Origin of the sequence: Pseudomonas sp. BR20 (assembly GCF_050780135.1) — a bacterium.
Taxonomy (GTDB): Bacteria; Pseudomonadota; Gammaproteobacteria; order Pseudomonadales; family Pseudomonadaceae; genus Aquipseudomonas.
This window is the reverse complement of sequence record NZ_CP172012.1, coordinates 6,438,365-6,462,190: the sequence shown is the minus strand read 5'-3', so window position 1 is coordinate 6,462,190 and position 23,826 is coordinate 6,438,365. Positions and strand designations below refer to the sequence as shown.

Genomic DNA, 23,826 nt, shown 5'->3' with positions numbered 1-23,826 from the left:
GGATGAGAGGGTGGTGTGCTGAGTGCCGAGCTGAAGGCGTTTTTTATGGTTGCCCGCCTGGGCAGCATCACCCAGGCGGCGAAAAAACTCGGCCTGAGCCAGCCCACGGTCACCACCCAGATTCGCAACCTGGAAAGCCAGTACGGCGTTGAGCTGTTCTACCGTGGCGGGCGCCGCCTCACCGTCAGCGACGAGGGCGCGCGCCTGCTGCCGATGGTCAAGACGCTGCTGCAGCAGGAAGCGGACATCGAGTTTTTCCTGCGCAACAGCGGCCAGGTCCAGGGGGCGCTGAGAATCGCCGCGACGGCGCCGTACTACATCCTCGACCTGGTCAAAGCCTTTCGCGAACGCCTGCCGCACGTGGAGGTGTCGGTGGAAATCGGCAACTCCCAGCAGGTACTCGAAGCGCTGGACGATTACCGCGTCGATGTCGCCGCGTCCTCGCAGTTGCTCGAAGACCCGCGCCTGATCCGCCGCGTATTGGGCACCGATCCCCTGGTGTTGGCGGTGCACCGCAATCACCCACTGGCCAAGCTCGACCATGTACCGCTCAGTGCGTTGGCGGGGCATACGCTGTTGATGCGTGAAGCGGGCTCCACCACGCGACGGCTTACGGAAGAGATGCTGCAAGGCGCCGGCGTGAGCTACGGGCCGCTGCTGGAAATCGGCAGCCGTGAATCGATCCGCGAAGCGGTGCTGCGCAATATCGGCATCAGCATCATCGCCCGCCAGGAAGTGCCCCATGATCCACAGTTGCGGGTGCTGACCATCGAGAATGCGCCGCAGATTCCGGAGTACCTGTACTGCCTCAAGGAAAGAAAAGGCGCTCGCCTACCGGCGGCGTTTTTGGGGTTGGCGCAGGAAATGTCGCCGATTTAAAGCCTTGTAGTGGAGACCAATCGGGAGCAAGCCCCCTCCCACCGGTGACCGCATTTCCATGTTGGAACTCGGTCAAATGTGGGAGGGGGCTTGCCCCCGATGGCGATGTACCCAGCAACTCAGCTCTTAGAGTCCTACACAAATCTGCGAATACCACTATCGCCGCGTTTTGCCTTTCTGCCACAAGAGGGACGCATTGCCTGCCTAGCATGGCCTTCATCAGTTTGATGAGGTGCCACCATGAACACAGTCCTGACCCAACCCGGCGCGCCGATGAAAGTGCGCGGTATCCAGAAACGCTTCGGCGCTTTTACTGCGCTCGACAACGTGTCCCTGGACGTGGCTGCCGGCGAGCTGGTGTGCCTGCTGGGCCCTTCCGGCTGCGGCAAGACCACGTTGCTGCGCTGCATCGCCGGCCTGGAACGCCAGGACAGCGGCGAACTTTACCTGGGTGATCGCGATGTTTCCCTGCTGCCGCCCCAGGCGCGGGACTACGGCATTTTGTTCCAGTCCTACGCGCTGTTTCCCAATCTCACCGTCGAAGCGAACATCGGCTACGGCCTCACCGGCAGCGGTCGCGATGAAGTGCGCCAGCGTGTCGGACAGATGCTTGAACTGGTGGGGCTACTCGGCAGTGAAAAGAAATACCCCGGCCAACTCTCCGGCGGTCAGCAGCAGCGCGTCGCCCTGGCCCGTGCGCTGGCGCCGGCCCCGTCGTTGCTGTTGCTGGATGAGCCGATGTCGGCCCTCGATGCCCGCGTGCGCGAACATCTGTGCACCGAGCTGCGCCAGCTGCAACGGCGCCTCGGTATCACCACCCTGATGGTCACGCACAACCAGGACGAAGCGATGTTGATGGCCGACCGCATCGCCGTGATGAACAACGGCAAGGTCGAGCAATACGCTACGCCCCAGGAAATCTACGACCGCCCGGCCACGCCGTTTGTGGCGGAGTTTGTCGGCCAGGGCAATTGGCTGCCGTTCAGCCGCAACAGTGCCAGCCATGCCCAGGTCGGCGGGATGAACATGCGCCTGGCCGAGGATGCCGGCGGGGCCAAGTCCGGCCGGCTGTTCTGCCGCCCGGAAGCCATCAGCGTCAACCCGCCGGTGCATGAAGAAAACCTGTTCCCGGCCAAGGTCCGCGAGATCACCTTCCTCGGCAACCGCTGCCGCATGAGTTTCGAGCTAGAGCAACTGCCCGGCCATCCGCTGCTTGCCGAACTGGCCCCGGAAGCCATGCCGCGCCTGGGCGCCCAGGACATCTGGGTTGCCCTGCCGCCGCGCAGCCTGCAGGTGTTTGCCTGAGATGGCCGCTGTCATGACGCTGCCGCGCCAGGTGTCCCGCGCAGAAACCGGCGACCGTATTTTCGTGGTCGGCGGCAAGCTGCTCTGGCTGTTGCTGCTGGGCATCGCCGTATTGCTGCCACTGTTGGCGATCTTCTGGCGTGGCTTCAGCAGTGAAGCCGGGCAGGGCGGTGGCCTGGTCGCCGCACGGGCGTTGGTCACCAGTGCCAACTTCCACTGGCTGCTGGGCAATAGCCTGAAAGTCTCCCTCAGCGTAGCGGCCATTGTCGTACCGCTGGCCTACCTGTTTGCCTACGCCCTGCAACGCACGTTGATTCCCGGCAAGGCCATCTGGCGAGGCCTGTCGCTGCTGCCGCTGATGGCACCGTCGATGCTGCCGGGCATTACGCTGGTCTATCTGTTCGGTAACCAGGGCCTGTTGCGCGGGCTGCTCTCGGACAACATCTACGGCTTCTGGGGCATTGTGCTCGGTGAAGTGATCTACACCTTCCCCCATGCCCTGATGATTTTGCTCTCGGCGCTGTCCCTGGCCGATGCGCGTTTGTTCGACGCGGCCTCGAGCATGGGCGCCAGCCCTGCGCGGGCGTTCCGCAGCATCACCTGGCCGGCCACGCGTCAGGCGGTGTTTGCGGCGTTTTGCCTGGTGTTCACCCTGACCATCACGGATTTCGGCGTGCCCGTGGTGGTCGGTGGGGATTATCAAGTGCTGGCGCTGGAAGCCTACAAGGCGGTGGTCGGCCAGCAACAGTTTGGTCGGGGGGCGTTGATCGGCATGGTGTTGCTGCTGCCGGCGCTGTTCAGCTTTGGCGTCGACGCCTGGTTGCGCCGTCGCCAAGGTGACGGCATGAGTGGCCGCGCCCAAGTCTTCCAGCCGGTGCCGTCGCGTTTACGGGATGGCTGCTACCTGCTCATCGTGTTGTTGATCTGTGCCGTGTTGCTGCTGGTGTTCGGCATGGCGGTGTACTCCTCGCTGGTGAAGTTCTGGCCGTACAACCTGTCGCTGTCGCTCAGCCACTACCAGTTCGAAGACACGGCCGGCGGCGGTTGGCTGGCCTATCGCAACAGCTTGACCCTGGCGTTGTGCACGGCGTTGATCGGCAGCGTGTTGATCTTCACCGGCGCCTACCTGATGGAAAAGACCAAGGGCCAGAAGGGCCTGAACCTGGCGCTGCGCATGCTCAGCTTTGTGCCGATGGCCGTGCCGGGGTTGGTGTTGGGCCTGGGCTACGTGTTCTTTTTCAACCTGAGTGGCAACCCGCTGCATGTGTTCTACGGCACCATGACCCTGCTGGTGGTGTGCACCATTGCTCACTATCTGACCACCGCACAGATGACCGCCACCACCGCGCTGCGCCAGCTGGACACCGAGTTCGAGGCGGCCGCGCTGTCGCTCAAGGCGCCGCTGTATCGCCATTACTTGAAAGTCACGGTGCCGATCTGCCTGCCGGCGCTGCTGGACATCGTGCGCTACCTGTTTGTGTCGGCGATGACCACCGTGTCCGCCGCGATCTTCCTCTACAGCCCCGACACCCTCCTCGCCGCCGTCGCCGTGCTGAACATGGACGACGCCGGCAACGTGGGCGGCGCGGCGGCCATGTCGACCCTGATCCTGTTCACCTCGGCCGGCGTTTCGCTGCTGCTGGCGTGGGCTTCACGTGGCGCGCTGCGCCGCTCCCAAGCCTGGCGCCAGACCGCGCCCGGCCAATAAACATCCCTGAAGGAGGTGCTCCATGTTCAAGCCCCTGGCGCTGGTCGCTGCCGTACTCACTGCATTCAGCCTGAATGCTTTCGCCAAGACCGAGTTGACCGTGTACACGGCCCTTGAAGCCGAGCAGTTGAAGACCTACAAAAAAGCCTTCGAACAGGCCAACCCCGACGTCGAGATCAAATGGGTGCGCGACTCCACCGGCATCATTACCGCCAAGTTGCTGGCCGAAAAAGACCGCCCGCAAGCCGACGTGGTCTGGGGCCTGGCCGCGTCGAGCCTGGCGATCCTCGATCAGCAAGGCATGCTGGACAACTACGCCCCCAAGGACCTGGACAAGATCGGCAAGCATTACCGTGACGCCGCCAACCCACCGGCCTGGGTCGGCATGGATGTGTGGGCCGCGACCATTTGCTTCAATACGGTCGAAGCCGAGAAACAGGGCCTGACCAAGCCGGTGAGCTGGCAAGACCTGACCAAGCCCGAGTACAAGGGCAAGATCGTAATGCCTAACCCGGCATCGTCCGGCACCGGCTTCCTGGATGTGAGCGCCTGGCTGCAAACCTTCGGCGAGAAGCAGGGCTGGCAGTACATGGACGACTTGCACCAGAACATCGGCCAGTACGTACATTCGGGCTCCAAGCCCTGCAAGCTGGCGGCTGCCGGTGAGTTCCCGATCGGTATTTCCTTTGAGTATCCGGCCGTGCAGCTGAAGCGCCAGGGCGCACCGCTGGACATCATCCTGCCGAAGGAAGGCCTGGGCTGGGACATCGAAGCCACCGCCGTGATCAAGGGCACCACCCATGCGGACGCCGCCAGAAAGCTCGCCGACTTTTCCGCCAGTACAGCGGCGATGGACCTGTACAAGGACAATTTCGCCGTGCTCGCCCAGCCGGGGATCGCCAAGCCGCAGACCGAATTGCCGGCCGACTACGAGCAGCGTTTGATCAAGAACGACTTTGCCTGGGCGTCGAAGAATCGCGACAGCATTTTGACCGAGTGGCGTAAGCGCTATGACGGGAAGTCGGAGAAGGTGGCGGGGCAGTAAGGTTTTCGTTAGGGCTACTGGCCTCATCGGGAGCAAGCCCCCTCCCACATTTGGAATGCGTACTCCTGTGGGAGGGGGCTTGCCCCCGATGGCGGTCTTGAAAACAGGACATCACTTCATGACACAACTACTGATCATCGGCGCCGGCATCCTCGGCCTGTCCCACGCCTACGCCGCCGCCAGGCGTGGCCTCAAGGTCAAGGTGTTCGAGCGCAGCGCCACGCCGTTGGGCGCCTCGGTACGCAACTTCGGCCAGGCGCTGGTCACCGGGCAGCCGCCGGGGCCGATGCTCGACCTGGCGCGGGAAAGCCGCGAGATCTGGGGCCACTGGGCACAAACCGCCGGCCTGCAGCTCAAGCGCAACGGCTCGTATCTATTCGCCCGCACCGAAGCCGAAGAGCATCTGCTGGAAGTCTTCTGCGCCGGCCGCGCGCGTGAACACGGCTACAACGTCGACCTGTTGCAAGGCGCGGCGTTGAAGGATCTGTATGGCGGCCAGTTCCGCCATCACCGCGCCGCGCTGCATGGCAGGGACGACCAGCAACTGTATTCGCGCGAGGCGATACCGGCGCTGATCCACTACCTGAGCCAGCAACTGGGTGTGGAATTTTACTTCTCCACCCTGGTGCGTGACGTGGAGCCGGGCCAGGTGCACACCACGGCGGGCAGTTTTCGTGGCGAGCAGGTCATCGTCTGTTCCGGCCACGATTATCAAACTCTGTTGGCCGAGGTCATCGCCGAACTCAACCCGCAGATCTGCCGCCTGCAAATGCTGCGCGCCCGGCCTGCGCTCAATCTCAACCTGCAACACGCGTTGCTCACCGGCCTCAGTTGCGTGCATTACGGCGCCTTTGCCGACCTGCCTGAAGCCGCGCCGGTACAGGCGCAGATCCTGCGCGATGCGCCGCACCTGCATGCACACGGGATTCACCTGCTGATCAGCCCGACGCCCCATGGCGAACTGATCATCGGCGACTCCCACGACTACGGCAGCGATGCCTCGCCGTTCAATGCCGAGCAGGTGGATGACTGGATGATCGAGTTGGCCGAGCAGACCTTGGGTTGCAAGATCCAGGTGATGGAACGCTGGCAGGGCGTCTACGGTGCCAGGGGCCCGGCGCCGTTTTCATTTGTGCAGGCCGCACCTGGCGTGAGCGCTGCCTTGATGCACACCGGCGTGGGCATGAGCGTGGGGCCGGCGATGGCCGAGCGCAATATCACCACACTGTGGGGGCAAGCGTGATGAACCCGGAACAGGCGATTGCCGCAGTCTTCGCTTTGTACGAGCAGCACGGCACAGCGGATTACATCGGCGAGCCGGTGTCGCAGATCGAGCACATGTCCCAGGCCGCGCAGTTGGCCATGGCCGAGGGCTTCGATGATGAGGTGGTCCTGGCGGCGTTCTTCCACGACATCGGCCATCTCTGTGGCCAGGATGGCGAGAACATGGGCGGTTATGGCGTGGTCAGCCATGAACGGTTGGGCGCCGACTATTTGCGTCGCGCAGGCTTCAGTGAGCGCCTGGCCAGGCTGGTGGAGTACCACGTCCAGGCCAAGCGCTACCTGACGTTCAGCCAGCCGGACTACTACGCACGCTTGAGCGAGGCCAGCCGCCGCACCCTGGGTTACCAGGGCGGTGTGATGACGGCCGAGGAGGCTCGGGCGTTTGAGCAAGACCCGCTGTGTCAGGTCAGCCTGCGCATGCGCCACTGGGACGAACAGGCCAAGGCAATGCACGTGCCGGTGCTCGACCTGCAAGTGCTCAAGGCCAAGGCCCGGCAGCTGCTGGCGGCTTAAGTCTCGTCGAGGCGCTGGGCGAGGGCTTCGACCTGTTCCTGGCGCTCGGCCTGGCTCAGTTTGGCGTGGGGGTTGAGGGACGACCACTGCGGGTGGGCGCGGGCCTTGTGCAACGCGTCCGGCAATTTGCCTTCGCGCCAGGTCTTGTCCTGGGGCGTATCGACCTTGATGCTGTGCATCGCCGCATGGCCGCGCAGGTTCAAGGCCTTGAGCAACTGGCGCTGGCGCAGGGCGAGCAGGCGCAGCACGCTGTCGTCCACGGTCAGCTCGCGTTGGCCTTTGATCTTGCCCAGCAGGCGGCTGCCGTAGCTGCGCGCGGTCTGCAACGCGCCACCGGCGATGGCGCCCGCCAGGGCTGCGGCGCCGAGGGTCAGCCCGCCGACCAGCAGGTCCACACCGGCCCCGGCCGCCGCGCCCGCCGCGATACCACCACCCACGCGTACGCCGAGTTGCTTGAGGGTTTCCGGGTTGAACAGGTCATCACCCCAGCGGCCGTCGAGCAACGGCAGGTCGCTGGCGGCGGCATCCTGGGGGCGGAAGCCGAACAGCTTGAGCAAGGCCTCCACGCATTTTTGTTCGCGCTGACGCACCGCCTTGCGCAAATCGCTGATGGCTTGTTGCTCATCTTCAGTCACCACGCTGCGTCGGCACGCGGCGCAGTCGATCAGCAATTCGGCAATCAACCGCGCGGCGCTCTGTTGACGGGCCTGGCGTTGGGCATCCTGGTCGAGGATCAGGCGCTGCAACTGCGGCCGGGCGTTTTCCAGCAGCAGGGCGAGGCTTTCATACAAGCGACGTTCGCCGTCTTCCGGCGGCGCGACGCTGTCGAAACGCACCAGCGCATGCAGGCCCAGGCGTGCCAGCGCTTCGCGCCAGTCCGGTTCGCGGTGGTCGCTGCTGCTGACGAAGTTGAGCACCGGCAGCAACGGTTTGCCGCAACTGGCCAGCACTTGCAGCTCATCACGGTACTTGGCCAGCACCGGTTCGCGAGCGTCGATCACATACAGGCCGGCGTCCGAGGCCAGCAGTTGGCGCAGCACCTTGGCTTCCTGCTCGAAACGCTGGCGGGCTTCGCTGCCTTCCAGGAACCGCCCCAGGCGAGCCGGGCCGTCCAGGCGTTCACCGGGGCGATCCAGGCGTTCCAGGTAATCGAGCAGAGCGATAGCGTCTTCCAGGCCGGGCGTGTCGTACAGCTCCAGCAAGGCTTCGCCGTCGACCGACAAGCGCGCGCCTTCGACATGCCGCGTGGTGCTGGGGCGATGGGAGACTTCACCGAAACCGACGTCACGGGTGAGGGTGCGCAGCAACGAGGTCTTGCCGACGTTGGTGTGGCCGACCACGGCGAGCTTCAGTGGCTTAGTCATGACCGCTCTCCAGCCATTTCAACGGCGCGCAGTCGGCGAACGGCAGTTCCAGTTGTTGCAGCGCGCTGTGCCAGTCGCCCAGGCGCTCGGCATCCAGCGCCTGGCCTGGCGGGGCTTGCAGCAGCCATACACGGGTGGCGGCGGCGCTGCGTGCGAGTTCGGCGACCAGCGCCAGGCTGCCACGGTCGGGCGAGCGGCGCGGGTCGCAGGCGATGGCCAGGCGTGCGGGTGGGAAGCGACTGAGTTGCTCCAGGAGCTTGTTGCGCGATTCGCGGCTGTCGAGGATGCCGGCGTTCTTCACATTGGCCGGCAGCTTGGGCGGCCAGGGGTGCTGATCGTCCAGTTCGATGGCGACCAGTAAGGCGCCGTCGCTGTCCAGCTCACTGATGCCTCCGGTGACGTGGTGCAGTTGTTCCGGCGCGGCGTCGTTGACGCCAAGGCGCTCGCTGCTGGGCATCAGGCGTTCGCGCAGTGGGCTGTAGCTGGGCAGGTTGAGGTCCAGGCGCAAGGCGGCGCGCCCGCGTTTCCAGTGCCACAGGCACAGCAGGGCGAGGATCAACCTTGGCAGCAGGCCGTAGACCAGCAATACGCCGACCAACCAGGCGGCCCACGCCTGGCGGGCGCTTTCGATGTTGAGGGCGGAATCGCCGCTGGCGCGGATCATCTCGACGGTCGGCACATTGAAGCCCAGCAGGGCGGGCAGGGTGCCGAGGGCCTGGGTCACGGCGACGAAGGTGTCGGCGCCGAGGATAGTGGTTTCCCACACAAAGCCGTAACGGCGGGTGGCGAGCAGCGTCAGCAGAATCACCAGCGCGCTGAGCAGCGCCAGCAACCACAGGCTGTTGACCAGCACACCGACCGCCCAGCGATTGAGTTTCTGCCGTTGCAGCAACAGCAGCAACGCCGGGGCCAACTGGGCGGCCTTGGCATCGCGCGCAAGTTTTTCACTCAACCACAACCACAGGCGCCCGAGGCTGGCGCCGTGCTCGCCGGCAAACAGCAGGCCCAACGCCCAGCTCAACAGCAGGATCAGGTTCAGGCCGAGCAGGCTGCCCAGGGCCCAGAACACATTCACCGGGGTCAAGCCGTTGCCCAGCGCAGCAAAGGCCAGGCCCGCGCCGCTGATGACGGCCACCATCGCCAGCAGCACCAGCGCCAGGCGTGCGCCTTGCAGCCAGCGCGTGAGGGCGGCGGTCAACCCATCGCGCTCGGCCAGGTGCAGGGCGCGCTGTTGAATGCGCGTCGGCAGGTCGCCGCCCGCCGTGCGGGCGAGGCGATTGGCTTCCTGGTCTTCCAGGGGGCCGGCGTGTTCTTCGCGCAGGCGCACGGTTTCCGTCAGCCAGAGTTTGTGCAGGGGGGTCAGTGCTGTCACGCGCCATCCTGTTGTGTTCGTGAGCCTGGAGCATAACTGCTGACTCGTACCTCTGGTATTCTCGTCGCCATGAAAAAAACTCTCCCTTTAAGCCTGATCGCAGCCCTCGGTGAAAACCGCGTGATCGGCGTCGACAACAGCATGCCCTGGCATTTGCCGGGGGATTTCAAATATTTCAAGGCCACCACGCTCGGCAAGCCGATCATCATGGGGCGCAAGACCTGGGACTCCCTGGGCCGACCGCTGCCGGGGCGCTTGAACATTGTGGTCAGCCGTCAGACCGACCTGGCGCTGGAAGGTGCGGAAGTTTTTCCGTCACTCGATGCCGCCGTGGCGCGGGCTGAAGCCTGGGCGCTGGAGCAGGGCGCGGATGAGCTGATGCTGATCGGCGGCGCGCAGTTGTATGCGCAGGGGCTCGAACAGGCGGATCGCCTGTACCTGACACGCGTGGCGCTGAGCCCGGAGGGGGATGCGTGGTTTCCGGCGTTTGATGCGAGCCAGTGGAAGTTGGTTTCCAATCTGCCGAACCCCGCCGAAGGTGATAAGCCGGCTTACAACTTCGAAGTCTGGGAAAAAGCCTAAAAGCATCGGGGGCAAGCCACCTCCCACACTCGACCGCATTCTCATGTGGGAACTCGATCAACTGTGGGAGGGGGCTTGCCCCCGATGGCGGCCTATCAGGCCTGCGCTAACTCCGCATGCTCATCCGCATCCAACAACGCTTTATCCGTCTGCCCCATGATCTGGCTGGTAATTGCCCCCGCCGTCATCGAACCATTCACGTTCAGCGCCGTGCGACCCATGTCGATCAGTGGCTCCACGGAAATCAGCAGCGCCACCAGTGACACCGGCAAGCCCATGGCCGGTAGCACGATCAACGCGGCAAAGGTCGCGCCGCCGCCCACGCCCGCCACACCGGCCGAACTCAGGGTCACAATCGCTACCAGGGTCGCGATCCACAGTGGGTCCAGCGGGTTGATGCCCACGGTCGGCGCTACCATCACCGCCAACATGGCAGGGTAGAGACCCGCGCAACCGTTCTGGCCGATGGTCGCGCCAAATGAGGCGGCGAAGCCTGCGATGGATTGCGGGATGCCCAGGCGGCGGGTCTGCGCCTCAATGCTCAGCGGGATGGCCGCCGCGCTGGAGCGGCTGGTGAAGGCAAAGGTCAGCACCGGCCAGACTTTGCGGAAGAAGCGCAGTGGGTTGATCCCGGCCAGGGACAGCAACAGGCCGTGCACCACAAACATCAGGCCCAGGGCCAGGTACGACACCACGACAAAACTGCCGAGCTTGATGATGTCCTGCAGGTTGGAACCGGCGACCACCTTGGTCATCAGCGCCAGTACACCGTAAGGGGTCAGCTTCATCACCAGGCGCACCAGACGCATCACCCAGGCTTGCAGGGTGTCGATGGCGTTGAGGGCTTTCTGGCCTTTTTCCACGTCATCCTTGAGCAGTTGCAGTGCGGCAACCCCGAGGAATGCCGCGAAAATCACCACGCTGATGATCGACGTCGGCTTGGCCCGAGCCAGGTCGGCGAACGGGTTGGCCGGCACGAACGAGAGCAGCAACTGCGGGATATTCAGGTCGGCAACCTTGCCGGCGTAATCGCTCTGGATCACTTGCAGGCGCGCCATTTCCTGGGTGCCGGCCACCAGGCCTTCGGCGGTGAGGCCGAACAGGTTGGTCAGGCCGATACCGATCAGCGCTGCAATCGCGGTGGTGAACAGCAGTGTGCCGATGGTCAGGAAGCTGATCTTGCCCAGGGACGAGGCGTTATGCAGGCGCGCCACGGCGCTGAGGATCGAGGCGAATACCAGCGGTATCACGATCATTTGCAGCAGTTGCACGTAACCGTTGCCGACCAGGTCGAACCAGCCAATGGAGGCCTTGAGCACGGGGTTGCCGTCGCCGTAAATGGCGTGCAAGGCCGTACCGAACGCTACGCCGAGGACCAGGGCGAACAGAACCTTCTTGGCGAGGCTCCAATTTGTGCGACGGGTTTGTGCCAGGCCCAGCAACAGGGCCACGAACACCAGTAAGTTGAGAATCAGGGGCAGATTCATTGAAGCTCCGTTGAGAAAGCAGCCAATCGCGTGAGCCTGCGATTGCGAACCGGAAATGCTAACAGCTTGAAATATATTGATTTAATACCGATATGGAATGGTACCTGTCGTTTTCGGAATAAGGCGCTGACGCTCTGACGTATGCCCGTGACGGAATTGGGACGCACACCGTCGTGCTCGTGTTGGGAACTGTCACAGTGATTTGTTAGCGTCCATGTCTTTCACTCAGGGAGACAACGCCTATGAAGCTCGCGCCGAAATTACTAGCCGCCGCATTCTGCCTCGGACTCGCCAGCCAGGCGTTCGCCGCCACCGAGTTGAAACACTGGCCGGCACCCGCCGCCAAACAACTGAACGAGATGATCGCCGCCAACGCCAACAAGGGTAACTTCGCGGTGTTCGACATGGACAACACCAGCTACCGCTACGACCTCGAAGAGTCCCTGCTGCCCTACATGGAAAACAAGGGCCTGATCACCCGCGACAGCCTCGATCCGTCGCTCAAGCTTATGCCGTTCAAAGACACCGCCGACCATAAGGAAAGTCTGTTCAGCTACTACTATCGCCTCTGCGAAGTCGACGACATGGTCTGCTACCCGTGGGTTGCGCAGGTGTTTTCCGGCTTCACCCTCAAGGAACTCAAAGTCCAGGTGGATGAGTTGATGGCCTCCGGCAAACCGGTGCCGGTCAGCTATTTCGAAGGCGACGTGGTGAAGCAGTCCGAGGTACAGCCGCCGAAGGTCTTCACCGGCCAGGCCGAGCTGTACAACAAGCTGATGGAAAATGGCATCGAGGTGTACGTAATGACCGCCGCATCGGAAGAACTGGTGCGCATGGTCGCCGCCGATCCGAAGTACGGCTACAACGTCAAACCCGAGAATGTCATCGGCGTGACGACCTTGCTCAAGGACCGCAAGACCGGCGAACTGACCACCGCACGCAAACAGATCGCCGCCGGCAAATATGACGAAAAAGCCAACCTCGGCCTGGAGCTGACCCCGCACCTGTGGACCCCGGCGACTTGGATGGCCGGCAAACACGCGGCGATCCTGACTTACATCGATGAATGGAAAAAACCGGTGATCGTCGGCGGCGATACGCCGACCAGCGACGGCTACATGCTGTTCCACGATGTGGACGTGGCCAAGGGCGGCATCCACCTGTGGATCAACCGCAAGGACAAATACATGGCCCAACTCAACGGCATGATGGCCAAGCATGCGGCGGCGCAAGCCAAGGAAGGGTTGCCGGTGACGGCGGACAAGAACTGGGTGATCGTCAAGCCTGACGAGATTCAGTAACACCGAGTCGCCTGCATCGCAGGCAAGCCAGCTCCCACATTTGAAGGTGTGCACACATCAAAATGTGGGAGGGGGCTTGCCGCTGATGGCGGCTTCAAGAACACCACAAAACCCAGGCAAAAATAGATATCAATTGCGAGTCAATCTCATCCTCTGCTAGCGTGCGCACTTCTTGAACCCGACGTTCTTCTCAAGGTAGTGCTGTGTCCTCCTGGAATTCGCAGATTGCGCGCCTGTTCGCGGAGCAGAAGAAAGCCCTCGAAGCCTTCGTCACTCGCCGCACCGGCAGCGCCCAGGTGGCCGCCGACCTGACTCAGGAGTCGTTCCTGCGCCTGGCTCGCATGGACTGCGGCGAAAAGATCGATAACCTCCCAGCCTTCCTCTTCACCATCGCCAGCAACCTGGTGCGCGATCACCAGCGCCAGGCCATCCGCCGTGAGCGCCTGGACGCCGGCGAGCCCAGCGAAGAGCTGCCGTGCAGCAACCCAGGTGCCGACGAGCAATTGGCCGCCTACCAACAGCAACAACTGATGCAGGACGCGATCCTGGCGTTGCCTGAAGCGACTCGGCAGATCTTCCTGCTCTATCATGTTGACGAACTTTCCTACCGCGAGATTGGCGAACGCCTGTCGATCACGGCCCGCAGTGTGGAATACCAACTGCGCCGCGCCTTGATTGAATGCCGCGCCTACATCAAGACGCGGCTTGCCTGCGATGAACAAGGACGTCGGTCATGACCGCCACCCCCACTGCCGACGTGTTGTTCGACGAAGCGTCCGGCTGGTATTTCCGCCTGCAGGCCGAGGACGTGACGACGGCCGACATGGACGCCTTTGCCGCCTGGCTGGGGCAAGGCCCGGCCCAGGATGACGCCTGGCAGGAAGTGCAGGCGATGCTCGGCGGCCTGCGCGAACCGGCGCGGGTGATTCGCCGCGCCGAACAGGCCGCCTGGCACAAACCGGCGCGAGCCTGGCAGCGTTGGGCGTGTGCTGCGGCGGTGTTGCTGGCCGTGGGGCTTACCGTCCAGAACACGCCATGGCTCGACCGCCTGCGCGCGGACTACGCCACCGGCACCGGCGAGTCGCGCAGCATCGAGCTGGCCGACGGCTCGCACCTGCAACTCAACACCGACAGCGCGGTGCAGATCCGTTTGAGCGGGGGCGAACGGCAAATCCGTTTGCTGCGTGGCGAAGGCTTTTTCGACGTCACTAAGGATCCGGCACGGCCGTTCGTGGTGCAGTCCGGCGACGGCTGGGTGAGGGTGGTCGGGACGCAGTTCAGCGTTGCGCGGCGCGATGCGCAAACACGCGTGCAGGTGGCGCAGGGCATGGTGCAGGTCAGTGCCGGCAGCGGTGAGCCGGTATACCTGGAGCCAGGGCGGGCCGTTGAATATCAAGGCCAACGCCTGGCCGAGGTCCATGCTTTCGACCCGGCCAGTGGCTTTGCCTGGCGCCAACGGCAACTGGTGTTTCGCCAGCAACCGCTGTCGGAAGTGGTCAGCGAGTTGAATCGCTATTGGCCCGGCAAGACCCTGGTGCTCGGTGATGCGCTGCGCAACCGCGTGGTGTCGGGTGTGTTTGAAATCGACAAGCCCGACGCCGTGATCAAAGCGCTGGAGTACACCCTCAATCTGCACGCCGAGCACTACACCCCTTATTTACTGGTGTTGCGCGAAGGTAAGGCATCGTAATCGCAACTTTTTGAAAAAAATTTCAGGGTTTCTCCCCAAGCACTCGTCCTTGATCACTGAGGCGTAAATAGTAAGCACTCTCAAGTAGTGCGGCGCCGATCACAGACTTTTTGCACCGGGGAGCACCATCCATGGCACACCGATTCGCCGCACGGTCCTTGTTGGCACTGGCCATTTCCATGGCCTTTGGCACTGCGCCGCTGTATTTGCAGGCCGCCGAAACCACCCAGGCCCAGAGCTACCGCTTCGATATTGCGGGGCAAAGCCTGGACGGTGCGCTGGCGGCGTTTTCGGCGGTGACGCGAGTTCAGGTGCTGGTGTCGGGTGAGTTGACTCAGGGCGTGCTATCGCCGGGTGTCAAAGGCAACCTCGGCCAGCGCGAAGCCTTGGGGCAACTGCTCGGCGGCACCGGGCTGAGTGCGGCGTTTATCAACGCGGACACCGTGACCCTGGAAAAGCACATGGACACAGGCTCCGCCATCGAAGTCGGCGCCACCACCATCAGCGCCGAACACCTGGGCGCCACCACCGAAGGCAGCGGCTCCTACACCACCGGCGCGGTGACCCTGGGCAAGGGCGAGCAAAAGCTCAAGGACATCCCGCAATCGGTCAGCGTCATGACCCGCAAGCAGATGGACGACCAGAACACCACCAAGCTCTCCGAAGTGGTTAAGCGCACGCCCGGCCTGACCGCGACCAAATCCCCCGGCCCCGGTATGTTCATCTTCTCCCGTGGCTTCGAGATCGGCACCCTGCAATACGACGGTGTCGGCATTCCGCGTAATACCTACGCGCTGGGCAGCTATCTAACCGAAAACATGGCGATCTACGACCGCGTCGAAACCCTGCGCGGCCCGGCCGCTTTGCTGCAAGGCGCGAACAGCCCCGGCGGCACCATGAACCTGGTGCGCAAACGCGGCCAGCAGGCGCCAACGGTGACCATCACCGCCAAGGCCGGCTCCTGGGATCACTACGGCACCCAGGTCGATGCCGGCGGCCCGCTGAACGCTGAAGGCACGTTGCGCGGCCGGTTTGTGGCGGATTACGACACCACCGACTCCTTTGTCGATTATGTGGGCGGCTGGAATCAGACGGTCTACGCGGCGGTGGACTACGACTTCACGCCTGATACCACCGTGGGCGTGGGCATCAGCAACCAGAAAGGCCATTCGCGCCCCAACTTCATGTCGCTGCCCCGTTACGCCAACGGCAACGATATTGGGCTGTCACGCTCGACCTTCGTCGGTGCCAGCTGGAACCGCGCCGTCAACAACCAAACCCAGGTGTTTGCCGACATCGAGCATCGCTTCAACGACGACTGGAAAGTGAAAGCCGCCCTCGTGGCGATGGACGAACATAACGACGCGACATACCAAGCGACATGGGACGCCATCCCCAACCCCGGCGACTCCGGTAACGTGCGCTATGTGGACTGGGTTACTGACTTCAATACCAAAAGTCGCGGTGCGGATGTGTATGTCAACGGCGAGTTTGAAGGCCTGGGTTTCCAACAGGAGATGGTGTTGGGCGCCAACTATTCCAAACTCACCACCACCGACCAGTGGGCGCGGGCGGCAACGGCTGGCGCGGATATTTTCAACATCGACCACAACCGTCCGCAGCGCGATAAGTACCAGCTGTTTCAGGCAGGAAATGCGTCGAGGAGCTGGTACGACATTCGTCAGAAAGGCATCTACGGCACCTGGCGCGTGAAAGTGCTCGATCCGCTGACCTTGATCGTTGGTGCGCGTACCAGTTGGTATGACTATTCCTACATCGACCAAAGTGGTTCCAGGGGGGCGTACGGCAGCCCGTCTGGAAGCGCCACTCAGACTAATGGCAAGGTCACGCCGTATGCGGGCCTGGTATATGCCCTCAATGACCAATGGTCTGCCTATGCCAGTTACGCCGATGCGTTCGAACCACAAACCAACCGGACAACTTCCGGCTCCTTGCTCAAGCCTATCGAGGGCAAGAACTACGAGTTGGGTCTCAAGGGTGAGTTGGCGGATGGTCGTCTCAATACCTCGTTTGCGATCTTCCGTTATGACCAGGAAAATCGCGGCGTCCAAGACCTTCAAGGGCCAATGAACTGCGATGGCTGGTACTGCTCGGTCGCCTCGGGCAAGGTCCGCAGTCAAGGCCTGGAAGCCACCTTGGGCGGCGAAGTGCTGCCGGGTTTGCAACTGGTCTCCAGCTACACCTACAACACCACCAAATTTCTCAAGGACGACACCTACGAAGGCAAGATATTCAGCACTTGGACACCCAAGCACTTGCTCAAGGTCTGGGGCGATTACCAGCTGCCGGGTGACTGGAACAAAGTCAGCGTCGGCGCCGGGGTGACCGCGCAAAGCAGTACCGTGGCCTACGACCGCACCTTCAGCGTGCCGGGCAATGCGCTGTGGGATTCGCGGGTGGCCTACAAGATCAACCAGGAGTTCACCGTCGCGGCGAACCTGTACAACCTGTTCGACAAGAAGTACTACATCCCTGCCTACAACGCGAACTGGGGCAGCAACTACTACGGCGATCCGCGTAATGTGATGTTCACCATGACCTACACACCGCAGTTCTGATTACATCCGGATATAAAAATGCCCCGCATGTGGCGGGGCATTTTCATGTGTGGCGGTTAGCCCTTACAGCCCATCCAGCATGGCCTTGTTACGTACCGCACCCTTGTCGGCACTGGTCGCCAACAGCGCGTAGGCCTTCAACGCGGTCGTAACTTTGCGCGGACGCTTCTCCACCGGCTTCCAACCTTTCTTGTCCTGCTCGACCCGGCGCGCTGCCAGTTCTTCATCGCTGATCAACAGGTTGATCGAGCGGTTCGGAATGTCGATCAGGACCTTGTCGCCGTCCTGCACCAGGCCAATCGCACCGCCGGCGGCGGCTTCAGGTGAAGCGTGGCCGATGGACAGGCCCGAGGTGCCGCCGGAGAAACGGCCGTCGGTGAGCAGGGCGCAGGCTTTGCCCAGGCCTTTGGATTTCAAGTACGACGTCGGGTAGAGCATCTCTTGCATACCCGGGCCGCCTTTAGGGCCTTCGTAGCGGATGATCACGATGTCGCCTTCTTTCACTTCGTCGGCGAGGATGCCGCGTACCGAGCTGTCCTGGCTTTCGTAGATCTTGGCGCGGCCTTCGAAGACGTGGATGGATTCATCCACGCCGGCGGTTTTCACCACGCAGCCGTCGAGGGCAATGTTGCCGTACAGCACGGCCAGGCCGCCTTCTTTGGAGTAGGCGTGTTCGACACTGCGGATGCAGCCGTTTTCACGGTCGGCGTCGAGGGTGTCCCAACGGGTCGACTGGCTGAACGCAGTTTGCGTCGGGATGCCTGCCGGGCCTGCCTTGAAGAAGGTGTGCACGGCTTCGTCGTCAGTCTGGGTGATGTCCCACTTGGCGATGCCTTCGGCCAGGGATTTGCTGTGCACGGTCGGCAGGTCGGTGTGCAGCAGGCCGCCACGGGCCAGGGAGCCTAAGATCGAGAAGATCCCGCCGGCGCGGTGCACGTCTTCCATGTGGTACTTCTGGATGTTCGGCGCGACTTTGCACAGTTGCGGCACATGGCGGGACAGACGGTCGATGTCGCGCAGGTCGAAATCGATCTCGGCTTCCTGGGCCGCGGCCAGCAAGTGCAGGATGGTGTTGGTGGACCCGCCCATGGCGATGTCCAGGGTCATGGCGTTTTCGAACGCCTTGAAGTTGGCGATATTGCGCGGCAACACCGACTCATCGTTCTCGCCGTAATAGCGCTTGCACAGCTCGACGATGGTGCGGCCGGCCTGCAGGAACAGCTGCTCGCGGTCGCTGTGGGTGGCCAGGGTCGAACCGTTGCCAGGCAACGCCAGGCCGAGGGCTTCCACCAGGCAGTTCATCGAGTTGGCGGTGAACATGCCGGAGCACGAACCGCAGGTCGGGCAGGCGCTGCGCTCGTATTCCGCAACCTTCTCGTCAGAAGCGCTGGAATCGGCGGCGATGACCATGGCGTCGACCAGGTCCAGGCCATGGGAGGCGAGCTTGGTCTTGCCGGCTTCCATCGGGCCGCCGGAGACGAAGATCACCGGGACGTTCAGGCGCAGGGCAGCCATCAGCATGCCGGGGGTGATCTTGTCGCAGTTCGAGATGCACACGATGGCGTCGGCGCAGTGGGCGTTGACCATGTACTCCACGGAGTCGGCGATGATCTCGCGGCTCGGCAGGGAATACAGCATGCCGTCATGGCCCATGGCGATGCCGTCGTCCACGGCGATGGTGTTGAATTCCTTGGCTACAGCGCCAGCGCGCTCGATCTCGCGGGCGACCAGTTGGCCCAGGTCCTTGAGGTGCACGTGGCCCGGTACGAACTGGGTAAAGGAGTTGGCAATGGCGATGATCGGCTTCTTGAAGTCGTCATCTTTCATCCCCGTGGCACGCCACAGTGCGCGGGCGCCGGCCATGTTGCGGCCGTGGGTGGATGTTTTCGAGCGGTAATCAGGCATTGGAGCACTCCGGGCGGCTAATCGGTATCAAAGGGGAGTGAGCTTCTATTGACGTCTGGAACACCCGAAAAGTGGCACTGGTGTCCGGAAGTTGCCGCAAACGTGACGGGATCGCCGTGCGCATTGGCTTTGAGCTCATAAACCCGCCGGGGGATGACTGGCGATGAATAGGGCCGATTCTACACCGCTGGCGGCTGGAGGGAACGGGGCAATACTCAGGGCCGCAGGCTTTGTTTAGACTGGCGGCTCTTTGCCCCCACCCCTCTCCAAAGGAATTGGAATGCCCGGTATCCATCGTTTTCTTGGGTTCTACCTGCTGATCGGTCTGATCCAGGGAATTGTCTTCTATTACTCCGATCAGCTCTATCGGTTGAGCGAAACCGTGTTTTTTGTCACCTACACCGTGGTGTTGGTGGGCGGTACCATCTTGCAGTTGCTGGGGGAAAAAGCCCGACAGTGGCGGTCGTTGCTACCTACGCTGGCATTCACCCTGTTGATGGGTGGCATGACGCTGTGGGTCTGCTACGGCCTCGACCATGTCGGCAATAACCGCTGGGCGATCAATTCCTGGTTTATCAGCGTGATGGTGTTGAGCTATGTCTGTGCCACGTTTCTGTTCGCCTGGCCCGCCGAAAAAGGGCAACGCTGGCGTTATGAAGACCTGTTCCAGCAAGCCTGGAACAGCGTATTCATTGTGCTGTATGCCCTGATCCTGGTGGGGGTGTTCATGTTGCTGCTCAAGCTCTGGGGCCGACTGTTCCTGATGCTGGGCATCGAATTTTTTGAGCGCCACTTCTGGAGCCAGCTATTCCTGTGCATCAGCTTGCCGTTGGTGTTCGCCTTAGGCATGTACCTGGCGGCGCGCAACGAGAAAGTCATCGGCCAGATGCGCGGCATGCTGTTCAGCGCCTGTGGTTTGTTGTTGCCGTTGATCGCCCTGATCAGCCTGCTGTTTACCCTGACCTTGCCGTTCACCGGGCTCGGGCGGATTTGGGCGACGGGTTATTCCACGCCGATTCTGCTGGTGCTGGCGGGGGCGCAGCTGTTCTTGCTCAATGGTGTTTTTCAGGAGGGCGTTCAACCTCCGCCGTACCCCAAATGGTTAACGCGGTTTATCGAATTGAGCCTGCTGTGCCTGCCGATTCTCGCCGCCCTGGCGTTTTATTCGAGCTGGCTGCGGGTCGAGCAATATGCCTTATCGCCACAGCGCTTCATTGCACTAGCGGCGGCGTTACTCTGTGGTTTGTATGGCCTGGCGGCCGTGTGGGCGGTGGTGTTGCGTTCGCCGGTCTGGCTGGCCAACCTGCGTGTTACCAACCCGGCCTTGGCGCTGCTGTTTTGTGGGCTGGTGGTGTTGGTCAACACGCCGATCCTCGATCCTGTGCGCCTGAGCGTCGACGATCAGGTCCGGCGTTTGCTCGACGGGCGTACCAAGGCTGAAGCGTTTGACGCGCACTACCTGCGTTTTGGCCTGGAGAAGGCTGGGGAGGCAGCGTATGCCAAGTTGCAGGTCGACCTGGATCAGGAGCGCATTCTGGACCCGGAATCGCGCCGTGCCTTGCGTGAGCGGATGGAAGACACCTCGCTGAGTTTCAGTGAACAGTATGAAAAAGAGCGTGCCCGCCGGCCCAAGCCCGAGCTGGAATGGATCGGCCCTGAGCCCAAGGGCAGCGAGCAGTTTGCCGAGCTCAGCCTGAACACTGACTCTGGGTGCGAGCCTGGCTGTGTGTTGTGGGCGGTGGACTTCGATCAGGACGGGCAGCCCGAAGTGCTTGCGATACCACGCACCAGTTATCGCGATGACTTCAAGCCGCCGCGCATTTTTGTCCTGGACGATAAGGGCGAATGGGACGATCGCGGCCCTCTCGTGTGGACGCAACTGCCCGACGGCTATGTGGACACCGAGACCCTGATCCACGATATCCGTGAGGGCAAGATCTCGTTGGTCAAGCCTCGCTACCGGCAGTTGCAGTCCAGTGACATGTTGCTCACGCCGGTGGTTCGTGAGCCGTAGTCCGCCGATTGGTCACCAGCCCCCAGAGGCTGAATCCGATAAAACTGAGGGCGATGCTCATCAATAGATGATCGCCTGCCTGGGCCAGTGCCGCGCTGCCGACAGCGGCAGTGAGAAACATGATGCTATTGCCCGCCGACGCCGCCGTGCCCGCGCTGCTGGAGAACAACAGCATTGCTGCGGAAATCGCGGCGGGCCTGACCAGGGTGACGGCCAGGGCGCTGATCAGCATTGGGATCAACAAGGTCACGGTGGTCATGGCTTCAACGCTGACGATCAGCGTTAACAGCGCGCCTGCGACGAGCAGCAAGCCAAGACCGATATTGATTTGCCGGGACAGCGCCATGCGTTTTTGCAGGTACGAGGCTGCCACCCCGCCGAGCAAATAAGCGATGCCGTACACCATCAGCACCAGCGCGTACTGGTATTCGGACAGTTTCAGCGCATCCATGAAAATCAGCGGCGTCACGCTGATCAAGGCGAAGTAGCAGGCAAACACCAGGGCTGCGATCCACCAGTAGCGCAGGAAGTCGCGATTGGCGGCGACCGTTCTGAGCGTGCCCAGGATCGAGACTGGCGTGTGGTGCGGGCTGGCAGCCTTGGAAGGCAGGATGCAAAACGCATGGATCAACATGCCCAATGCCATGAGCGCAAACCCATAAAAGCTTCCTTGCCAGTCGAAGGTGGTTTGCAGCCAGGAGCCGATCAGCGGCGACAGCGCGACAAACGAGCCGCTCAGGGTCATGTAATAGAGGCGCACCCGGGCTCGGTCCTGTTCGTCGAACAGGTCTTCCACCAGTGCATGGCCCAATACGAAGAAGCCGCAGCCCATGGCCTGGACCGTGCGAAACAGCAGGAAGGTCAGGTAATCCGGGGCCATTGCGCAGCCTATCGCCCCGAGGATCGACAGCGTGATGCAGCCGAGCAGCACTTCCTTGCGCCCCCATTTATCCGAAAGCGGGCCGGCGACCAGTTGGGAGATGGAAAAGACCAGAGTGAACAGGCTGATGGACAGCGCGATGTCTGCGCTGGGCGTTTCGAAGCGGGTTGCCAGCGCGGGGAAGGAGGGCAGCAGGATATTGATCGGGAAGAAGCTGATCAGTGAAATGCAGGTGATGAGGATAAAGCGGGAGAGGGAGGGCCCAGACATTGTTTTTGTTTTCCGGAGTAAAACCAGAAACCGATACTAGTCTGCGAAAAGTGGAATTCAATCAAAAGCGTTGAGAGAAACTTCCTGAATTGACGTGGCTTGCTTGGGTAGGAAAAGTTTTCACGGCAACCACAAAACAAATGTGGGAGGGGGCTTGCCCCCGATTGCGTAGTGTCAGCCCCCTATTAGCTGGCTGACACACGGCTATCGGGGGCAAGCCCCCTCCCACATTTTTATCTGTGCTTGGCTTTAGCTGTTTGGCAACAACCGGCACGTAATGCTCTTGATATAGCGCGTCTCGACAATCGCCGGATGCACCGGATGATCCGGGCCCTGGCCGCCACGTTCCAGCATCTGGATATTGCGGTCCAGGTGGCGGGCGCTGGTCAGCAGGATGTTCTGCAGGTCGTCTTCCGGCAGGTGCATGGAGCACGAGGCGCTGACCAGGATGCCGTCCTTGCTGAGCAGGCGCATGGCTTGCTCGTTCAGGCGGCGGTAGGCGCCTTCGCCGTTCTTCATGTCTTTTTTGCGTTTGATGAAGGCCGGTGGGTCGGCGACGATCACGTCGAAGCGTTCTTCGCTGGCTTTCAGTTCTTTGAGGGCTTCGAAGACGTCGCCTTCGATGCAGGTCATCTTCTCGGCGACGCCGTTCAGCGCGGCGTTGCGCTCCACGCCATCGAGGGCGAAGGCCGAGGCGTCGACGCAGAACACTTCACTGGCGCCGAAGGCCGCGGCTTGTACGCCCCAGCCGCCGATGTAGCTGTACAGGTCGAGCACGCGTTTGCCTTTGGCGTATGGGGCCAGGCGCGCGCGGTTCATGCGGTGGTCGTAGAACCAGCCGGTTTTCTGGCCCTGGATCACCGGGGCCTCGAATTTCACGCCGTTTTCTTCCAGCGCTACCCACTCCGGCACCAGGCCGAACACGGTTTCGACGTAGCGGTTGAGGCCTTCGGCGTCGCGCGCGGCGGAGTCGTTCTTGAACAGGATGCCGCTCGGCTTGAGCACTTGGGTCAGTGCGGCGATCACGTCTTCCTTATGGGCTTCCATGGTCGCCGAAGCGATCTGCACCACCAGGATGTCGCCGAAACGGTCGACTACCAGGCCCGGCAGCAGGTCGGAATCGCCGTAGACCAGGCGGTAGAACGGCTTGTCGAACAGGCGATCACGCAGGGACAGGGCGACGTTGATGCGGTGCACCAGCAGCGACTTGTCCAGCGGCAACTTGATGTCGCGCGACAGCAGGCGTGCGCAGATCAGGTTGTTCGGGCTCATGGCCACGATGCCGAGGGTCTTGCCGCCGGCCGCTTCCAGGATAGCCTGGTCGCCCGCCTGGAAGCCGTGGAGAGGGGTGGCGGCCACGTCGATTTCGTTGCTGTAGACCCACAGGTGGCCGTTGCGCAAACGACGATCGGCGTTGGCTTTGAGACGCAGGCTTGGCAGGGACATGACGTCGCTCCGGAAAAAAGAGCGGGAGTATACCGTGTTGCGCCCCTGTTGGCCGCGCCGCCGGACATGTGGGAGCTGGCACCCACATTTGGTCCGGTTCCAATCCGGTTTTTGAGGTGTCGGTGAGCTTCCCATCGGGGTTAGAATCCCCGTCTATCCCAGAGTATGTACTTATGTCCCAAGAGCTTTCCGCCGAACAGAT

General features: G+C 62.3%; 18 protein-coding genes. 12 read left to right on the top strand and 6 right to left on the bottom strand.

Annotated elements, in window-relative coordinates:
- Positions 1-15: 15 nt before the first annotated feature.
- From ACHPFG_RS29865 to ACHPFG_RS29840, 6 genes are all read left to right on the top strand, one after another.
- Positions 16-879 (top strand): LysR family transcriptional regulator, encoded by an 864-nt coding sequence (locus ACHPFG_RS29865; RefSeq protein ID WP_145336922.1) that lies wholly within the window; start codon positions 16-18, stop codon positions 877-879.
- A gap of 240 nt (positions 880-1,119) precedes the next feature.
- The gene (locus tag ACHPFG_RS29860; protein WP_431701185.1) at positions 1,120-2,184 is read left to right on the top strand and encodes a putative 2-aminoethylphosphonate ABC transporter ATP-binding protein; all 1,065 of its coding nucleotides are present in this window, start codon (positions 1,120-1,122) and stop codon (positions 2,182-2,184) included.
- A gap of 1 nt (position 2,185) precedes the next feature.
- Positions 2,186-3,892, top strand: a complete 1,707-nt coding sequence (locus ACHPFG_RS29855; RefSeq protein ID WP_431701184.1) for a putative 2-aminoethylphosphonate ABC transporter permease subunit — start codon at positions 2,186-2,188, stop codon at positions 3,890-3,892.
- Between the two features lie 22 nt (positions 3,893-3,914).
- The gene (locus ACHPFG_RS29850) at positions 3,915-4,937 is read left to right on the top strand and encodes a putative 2-aminoethylphosphonate ABC transporter substrate-binding protein (RefSeq protein ID WP_431701183.1); all 1,023 of its coding nucleotides are present in this window, start codon (positions 3,915-3,917) and stop codon (positions 4,935-4,937) included.
- Between the two features lie 118 nt (positions 4,938-5,055).
- Positions 5,056-6,180, top strand: coding sequence for a TIGR03364 family FAD-dependent oxidoreductase (locus ACHPFG_RS29845; RefSeq protein WP_431701182.1), 1,125 nt, complete (start codon positions 5,056-5,058; stop codon positions 6,178-6,180).
- Positions 6,180-6,734 carry a phosphonate degradation HD-domain oxygenase gene (locus ACHPFG_RS29840; protein ID WP_431701181.1) on the top strand — a complete coding sequence of 185 codons (555 nt, stop codon included), beginning with the start codon at positions 6,180-6,182 and terminating at the stop codon, positions 6,732-6,734. The genes ACHPFG_RS29845 and ACHPFG_RS29840 overlap by 1 nt, the downstream gene beginning before the upstream one ends.
- On the opposite strand, the gene ACHPFG_RS29835 is transcribed toward ACHPFG_RS29840, so the two are convergent.
- Positions 6,731-8,098 (bottom strand): DUF3482 domain-containing protein, encoded by a 1,368-nt coding sequence (locus ACHPFG_RS29835; protein WP_431701180.1) that lies wholly within the window; start codon positions 8,096-8,098, stop codon positions 6,731-6,733. The two genes, ACHPFG_RS29840 and ACHPFG_RS29835, sit on opposite strands and share 4 nt — an antisense overlap.
- Entirely contained in the window at positions 8,091-9,470 is a 1,380-nt protein-coding gene (locus tag ACHPFG_RS29830) for a DUF2868 domain-containing protein (protein WP_431701179.1), read from the bottom strand. Before ACHPFG_RS29830 ends, ACHPFG_RS29835 begins: the two co-directional genes overlap by 8 nt.
- 69 nt (positions 9,471-9,539) lie before the next feature.
- Here ACHPFG_RS29830 and ACHPFG_RS29825 point away from each other — a divergent pair, with 69 nt between their 5' ends.
- A complete protein-coding gene (locus tag ACHPFG_RS29825; RefSeq protein ID WP_027606124.1) occupies positions 9,540-10,052 on the top strand; it encodes a dihydrofolate reductase in 513 nt (170 codons plus the stop codon).
- A gap of 95 nt (positions 10,053-10,147) precedes the next feature.
- Here ACHPFG_RS29825 and ACHPFG_RS29820 read toward each other — a convergent pair whose 3' ends face one another.
- On the bottom strand, positions 10,148-11,539 hold the full coding sequence (locus ACHPFG_RS29820; RefSeq protein ID WP_431701178.1) for an L-cystine transporter: 1,392 nt from the start codon (positions 11,537-11,539) through the stop codon (positions 10,148-10,150).
- A 242-nt stretch (positions 11,540-11,781) separates the two neighbouring features.
- Here ACHPFG_RS29820 and ACHPFG_RS29815 point away from each other — a divergent pair, with 242 nt between their 5' ends.
- The 4 genes from ACHPFG_RS29815 (at position 11,782) to ACHPFG_RS29800 (ending at position 17,109) form a co-directional block, all read left to right on the top strand.
- Entirely contained in the window at positions 11,782-12,840 is a 1,059-nt protein-coding gene (locus tag ACHPFG_RS29815; protein ID WP_431701177.1) for a haloacid dehalogenase-like hydrolase, read from the top strand.
- Positions 12,841-13,043: 203 nt separating this feature from the next.
- Positions 13,044-13,577: an RNA polymerase sigma factor gene (locus tag ACHPFG_RS29810; RefSeq protein ID WP_340052713.1), complete on the top strand. Its 534-nt coding sequence runs from the start codon at positions 13,044-13,046 to the stop codon at positions 13,575-13,577.
- The gene (locus tag ACHPFG_RS29805; RefSeq protein ID WP_431701176.1) at positions 13,574-14,530 is read left to right on the top strand and encodes a FecR family protein; all 957 of its coding nucleotides are present in this window, start codon (positions 13,574-13,576) and stop codon (positions 14,528-14,530) included. Before ACHPFG_RS29810 ends, ACHPFG_RS29805 begins: the two co-directional genes overlap by 4 nt.
- Positions 14,531-14,661: 131 nt before the next feature.
- Positions 14,662-17,109 carry a TonB-dependent siderophore receptor gene (locus ACHPFG_RS29800; RefSeq protein ID WP_431701175.1) on the top strand — a complete coding sequence of 816 codons (2,448 nt, stop codon included), beginning with the start codon at positions 14,662-14,664 and terminating at the stop codon, positions 17,107-17,109.
- Between the two features lie 63 nt (positions 17,110-17,172).
- Here the strand turns inward: ACHPFG_RS29800 and ilvD are convergent, their stop codons facing one another.
- Positions 17,173-19,014, bottom strand: coding sequence for a dihydroxy-acid dehydratase (gene ilvD, locus ACHPFG_RS29795; RefSeq protein ID WP_431701174.1), 1,842 nt, complete (start codon positions 19,012-19,014; stop codon positions 17,173-17,175).
- Between the two features lie 280 nt (positions 19,015-19,294).
- Here ilvD and ACHPFG_RS29790 point away from each other — a divergent pair, with 280 nt between their 5' ends.
- Positions 19,295-21,028, top strand: a complete 1,734-nt coding sequence (locus ACHPFG_RS29790; RefSeq protein ID WP_431701173.1) for a DUF4153 domain-containing protein — start codon at positions 19,295-19,297, stop codon at positions 21,026-21,028.
- Here ACHPFG_RS29790 and ACHPFG_RS29785 read toward each other — a convergent pair.
- Together ACHPFG_RS29785 and ACHPFG_RS29780 are read right to left on the bottom strand one after the other, a co-directional pair.
- Positions 21,003-22,178 carry an MFS transporter gene (locus tag ACHPFG_RS29785; RefSeq protein WP_431701172.1) on the bottom strand — a complete coding sequence of 392 codons (1,176 nt, stop codon included), beginning with the start codon at positions 22,176-22,178 and terminating at the stop codon, positions 21,003-21,005. The genes ACHPFG_RS29790 and ACHPFG_RS29785 overlap by 26 nt on opposite strands.
- 249 nt (positions 22,179-22,427) lie before the next feature.
- On the bottom strand, positions 22,428-23,624 hold the full coding sequence (locus tag ACHPFG_RS29780) for a class I SAM-dependent rRNA methyltransferase (protein ID WP_053127951.1): 1,197 nt from the start codon (positions 23,622-23,624) through the stop codon (positions 22,428-22,430).
- Positions 23,625-23,826 lie beyond the last annotated feature (202 nt).

Bases quoted from the DNA above. Each gene is read 5' to 3' on its own strand.
- ilvD (WP_431701174.1), bottom strand. From the start codon at position 19,014: ATGCCTGATTACCGCTCGAAAACATCCACCCACGGCCGCAACATGGCC.
- ACHPFG_RS29855 (WP_431701184.1), top strand. From the start codon at position 2,186: ATGGCCGCTGTCATGACGCTGCCGCGCCAGGTGTCCCGCGCAGAAACC.
- ACHPFG_RS29800 (WP_431701175.1), top strand. From the start codon at position 14,662: ATGGCACACCGATTCGCCGCACGGTCCTTGTTGGCACTGGCCATTTCC.
- ACHPFG_RS29815 (WP_431701177.1), top strand. From the start codon at position 11,782: ATGAAGCTCGCGCCGAAATTACTAGCCGCCGCATTCTGCCTCGGACTC.
- ACHPFG_RS29840 (WP_431701181.1), top strand. From the start codon at position 6,180: ATGAACCCGGAACAGGCGATTGCCGCAGTCTTCGCTTTGTACGAGCAG.
- ACHPFG_RS29835 (WP_431701180.1), bottom strand. From the start codon at position 8,098: ATGACTAAGCCACTGAAGCTCGCCGTGGTCGGCCACACCAACGTCGGC.
- ACHPFG_RS29820 (WP_431701178.1), bottom strand. From the start codon at position 11,539: ATGAATCTGCCCCTGATTCTCAACTTACTGGTGTTCGTGGCCCTGTTG.
- ACHPFG_RS29785 (WP_431701172.1), bottom strand. From the start codon at position 22,178: ATGTCTGGGCCCTCCCTCTCCCGCTTTATCCTCATCACCTGCATTTCA.
- ACHPFG_RS29825 (WP_027606124.1), top strand. From the start codon at position 9,540: ATGAAAAAAACTCTCCCTTTAAGCCTGATCGCAGCCCTCGGTGAAAAC.
- ACHPFG_RS29860 (WP_431701185.1), top strand. From the start codon at position 1,120: ATGAACACAGTCCTGACCCAACCCGGCGCGCCGATGAAAGTGCGCGGT.
- ACHPFG_RS29780 (WP_053127951.1), bottom strand. From the start codon at position 23,624: ATGTCCCTGCCAAGCCTGCGTCTCAAAGCCAACGCCGATCGTCGTTTG.
- ACHPFG_RS29850 (WP_431701183.1), top strand. From the start codon at position 3,915: ATGTTCAAGCCCCTGGCGCTGGTCGCTGCCGTACTCACTGCATTCAGC.
- ACHPFG_RS29805 (WP_431701176.1), top strand. From the start codon at position 13,574: ATGACCGCCACCCCCACTGCCGACGTGTTGTTCGACGAAGCGTCCGGC.
- ACHPFG_RS29845 (WP_431701182.1), top strand. From the start codon at position 5,056: ATGACACAACTACTGATCATCGGCGCCGGCATCCTCGGCCTGTCCCAC.
- ACHPFG_RS29790 (WP_431701173.1), top strand. From the start codon at position 19,295: ATGCCCGGTATCCATCGTTTTCTTGGGTTCTACCTGCTGATCGGTCTG.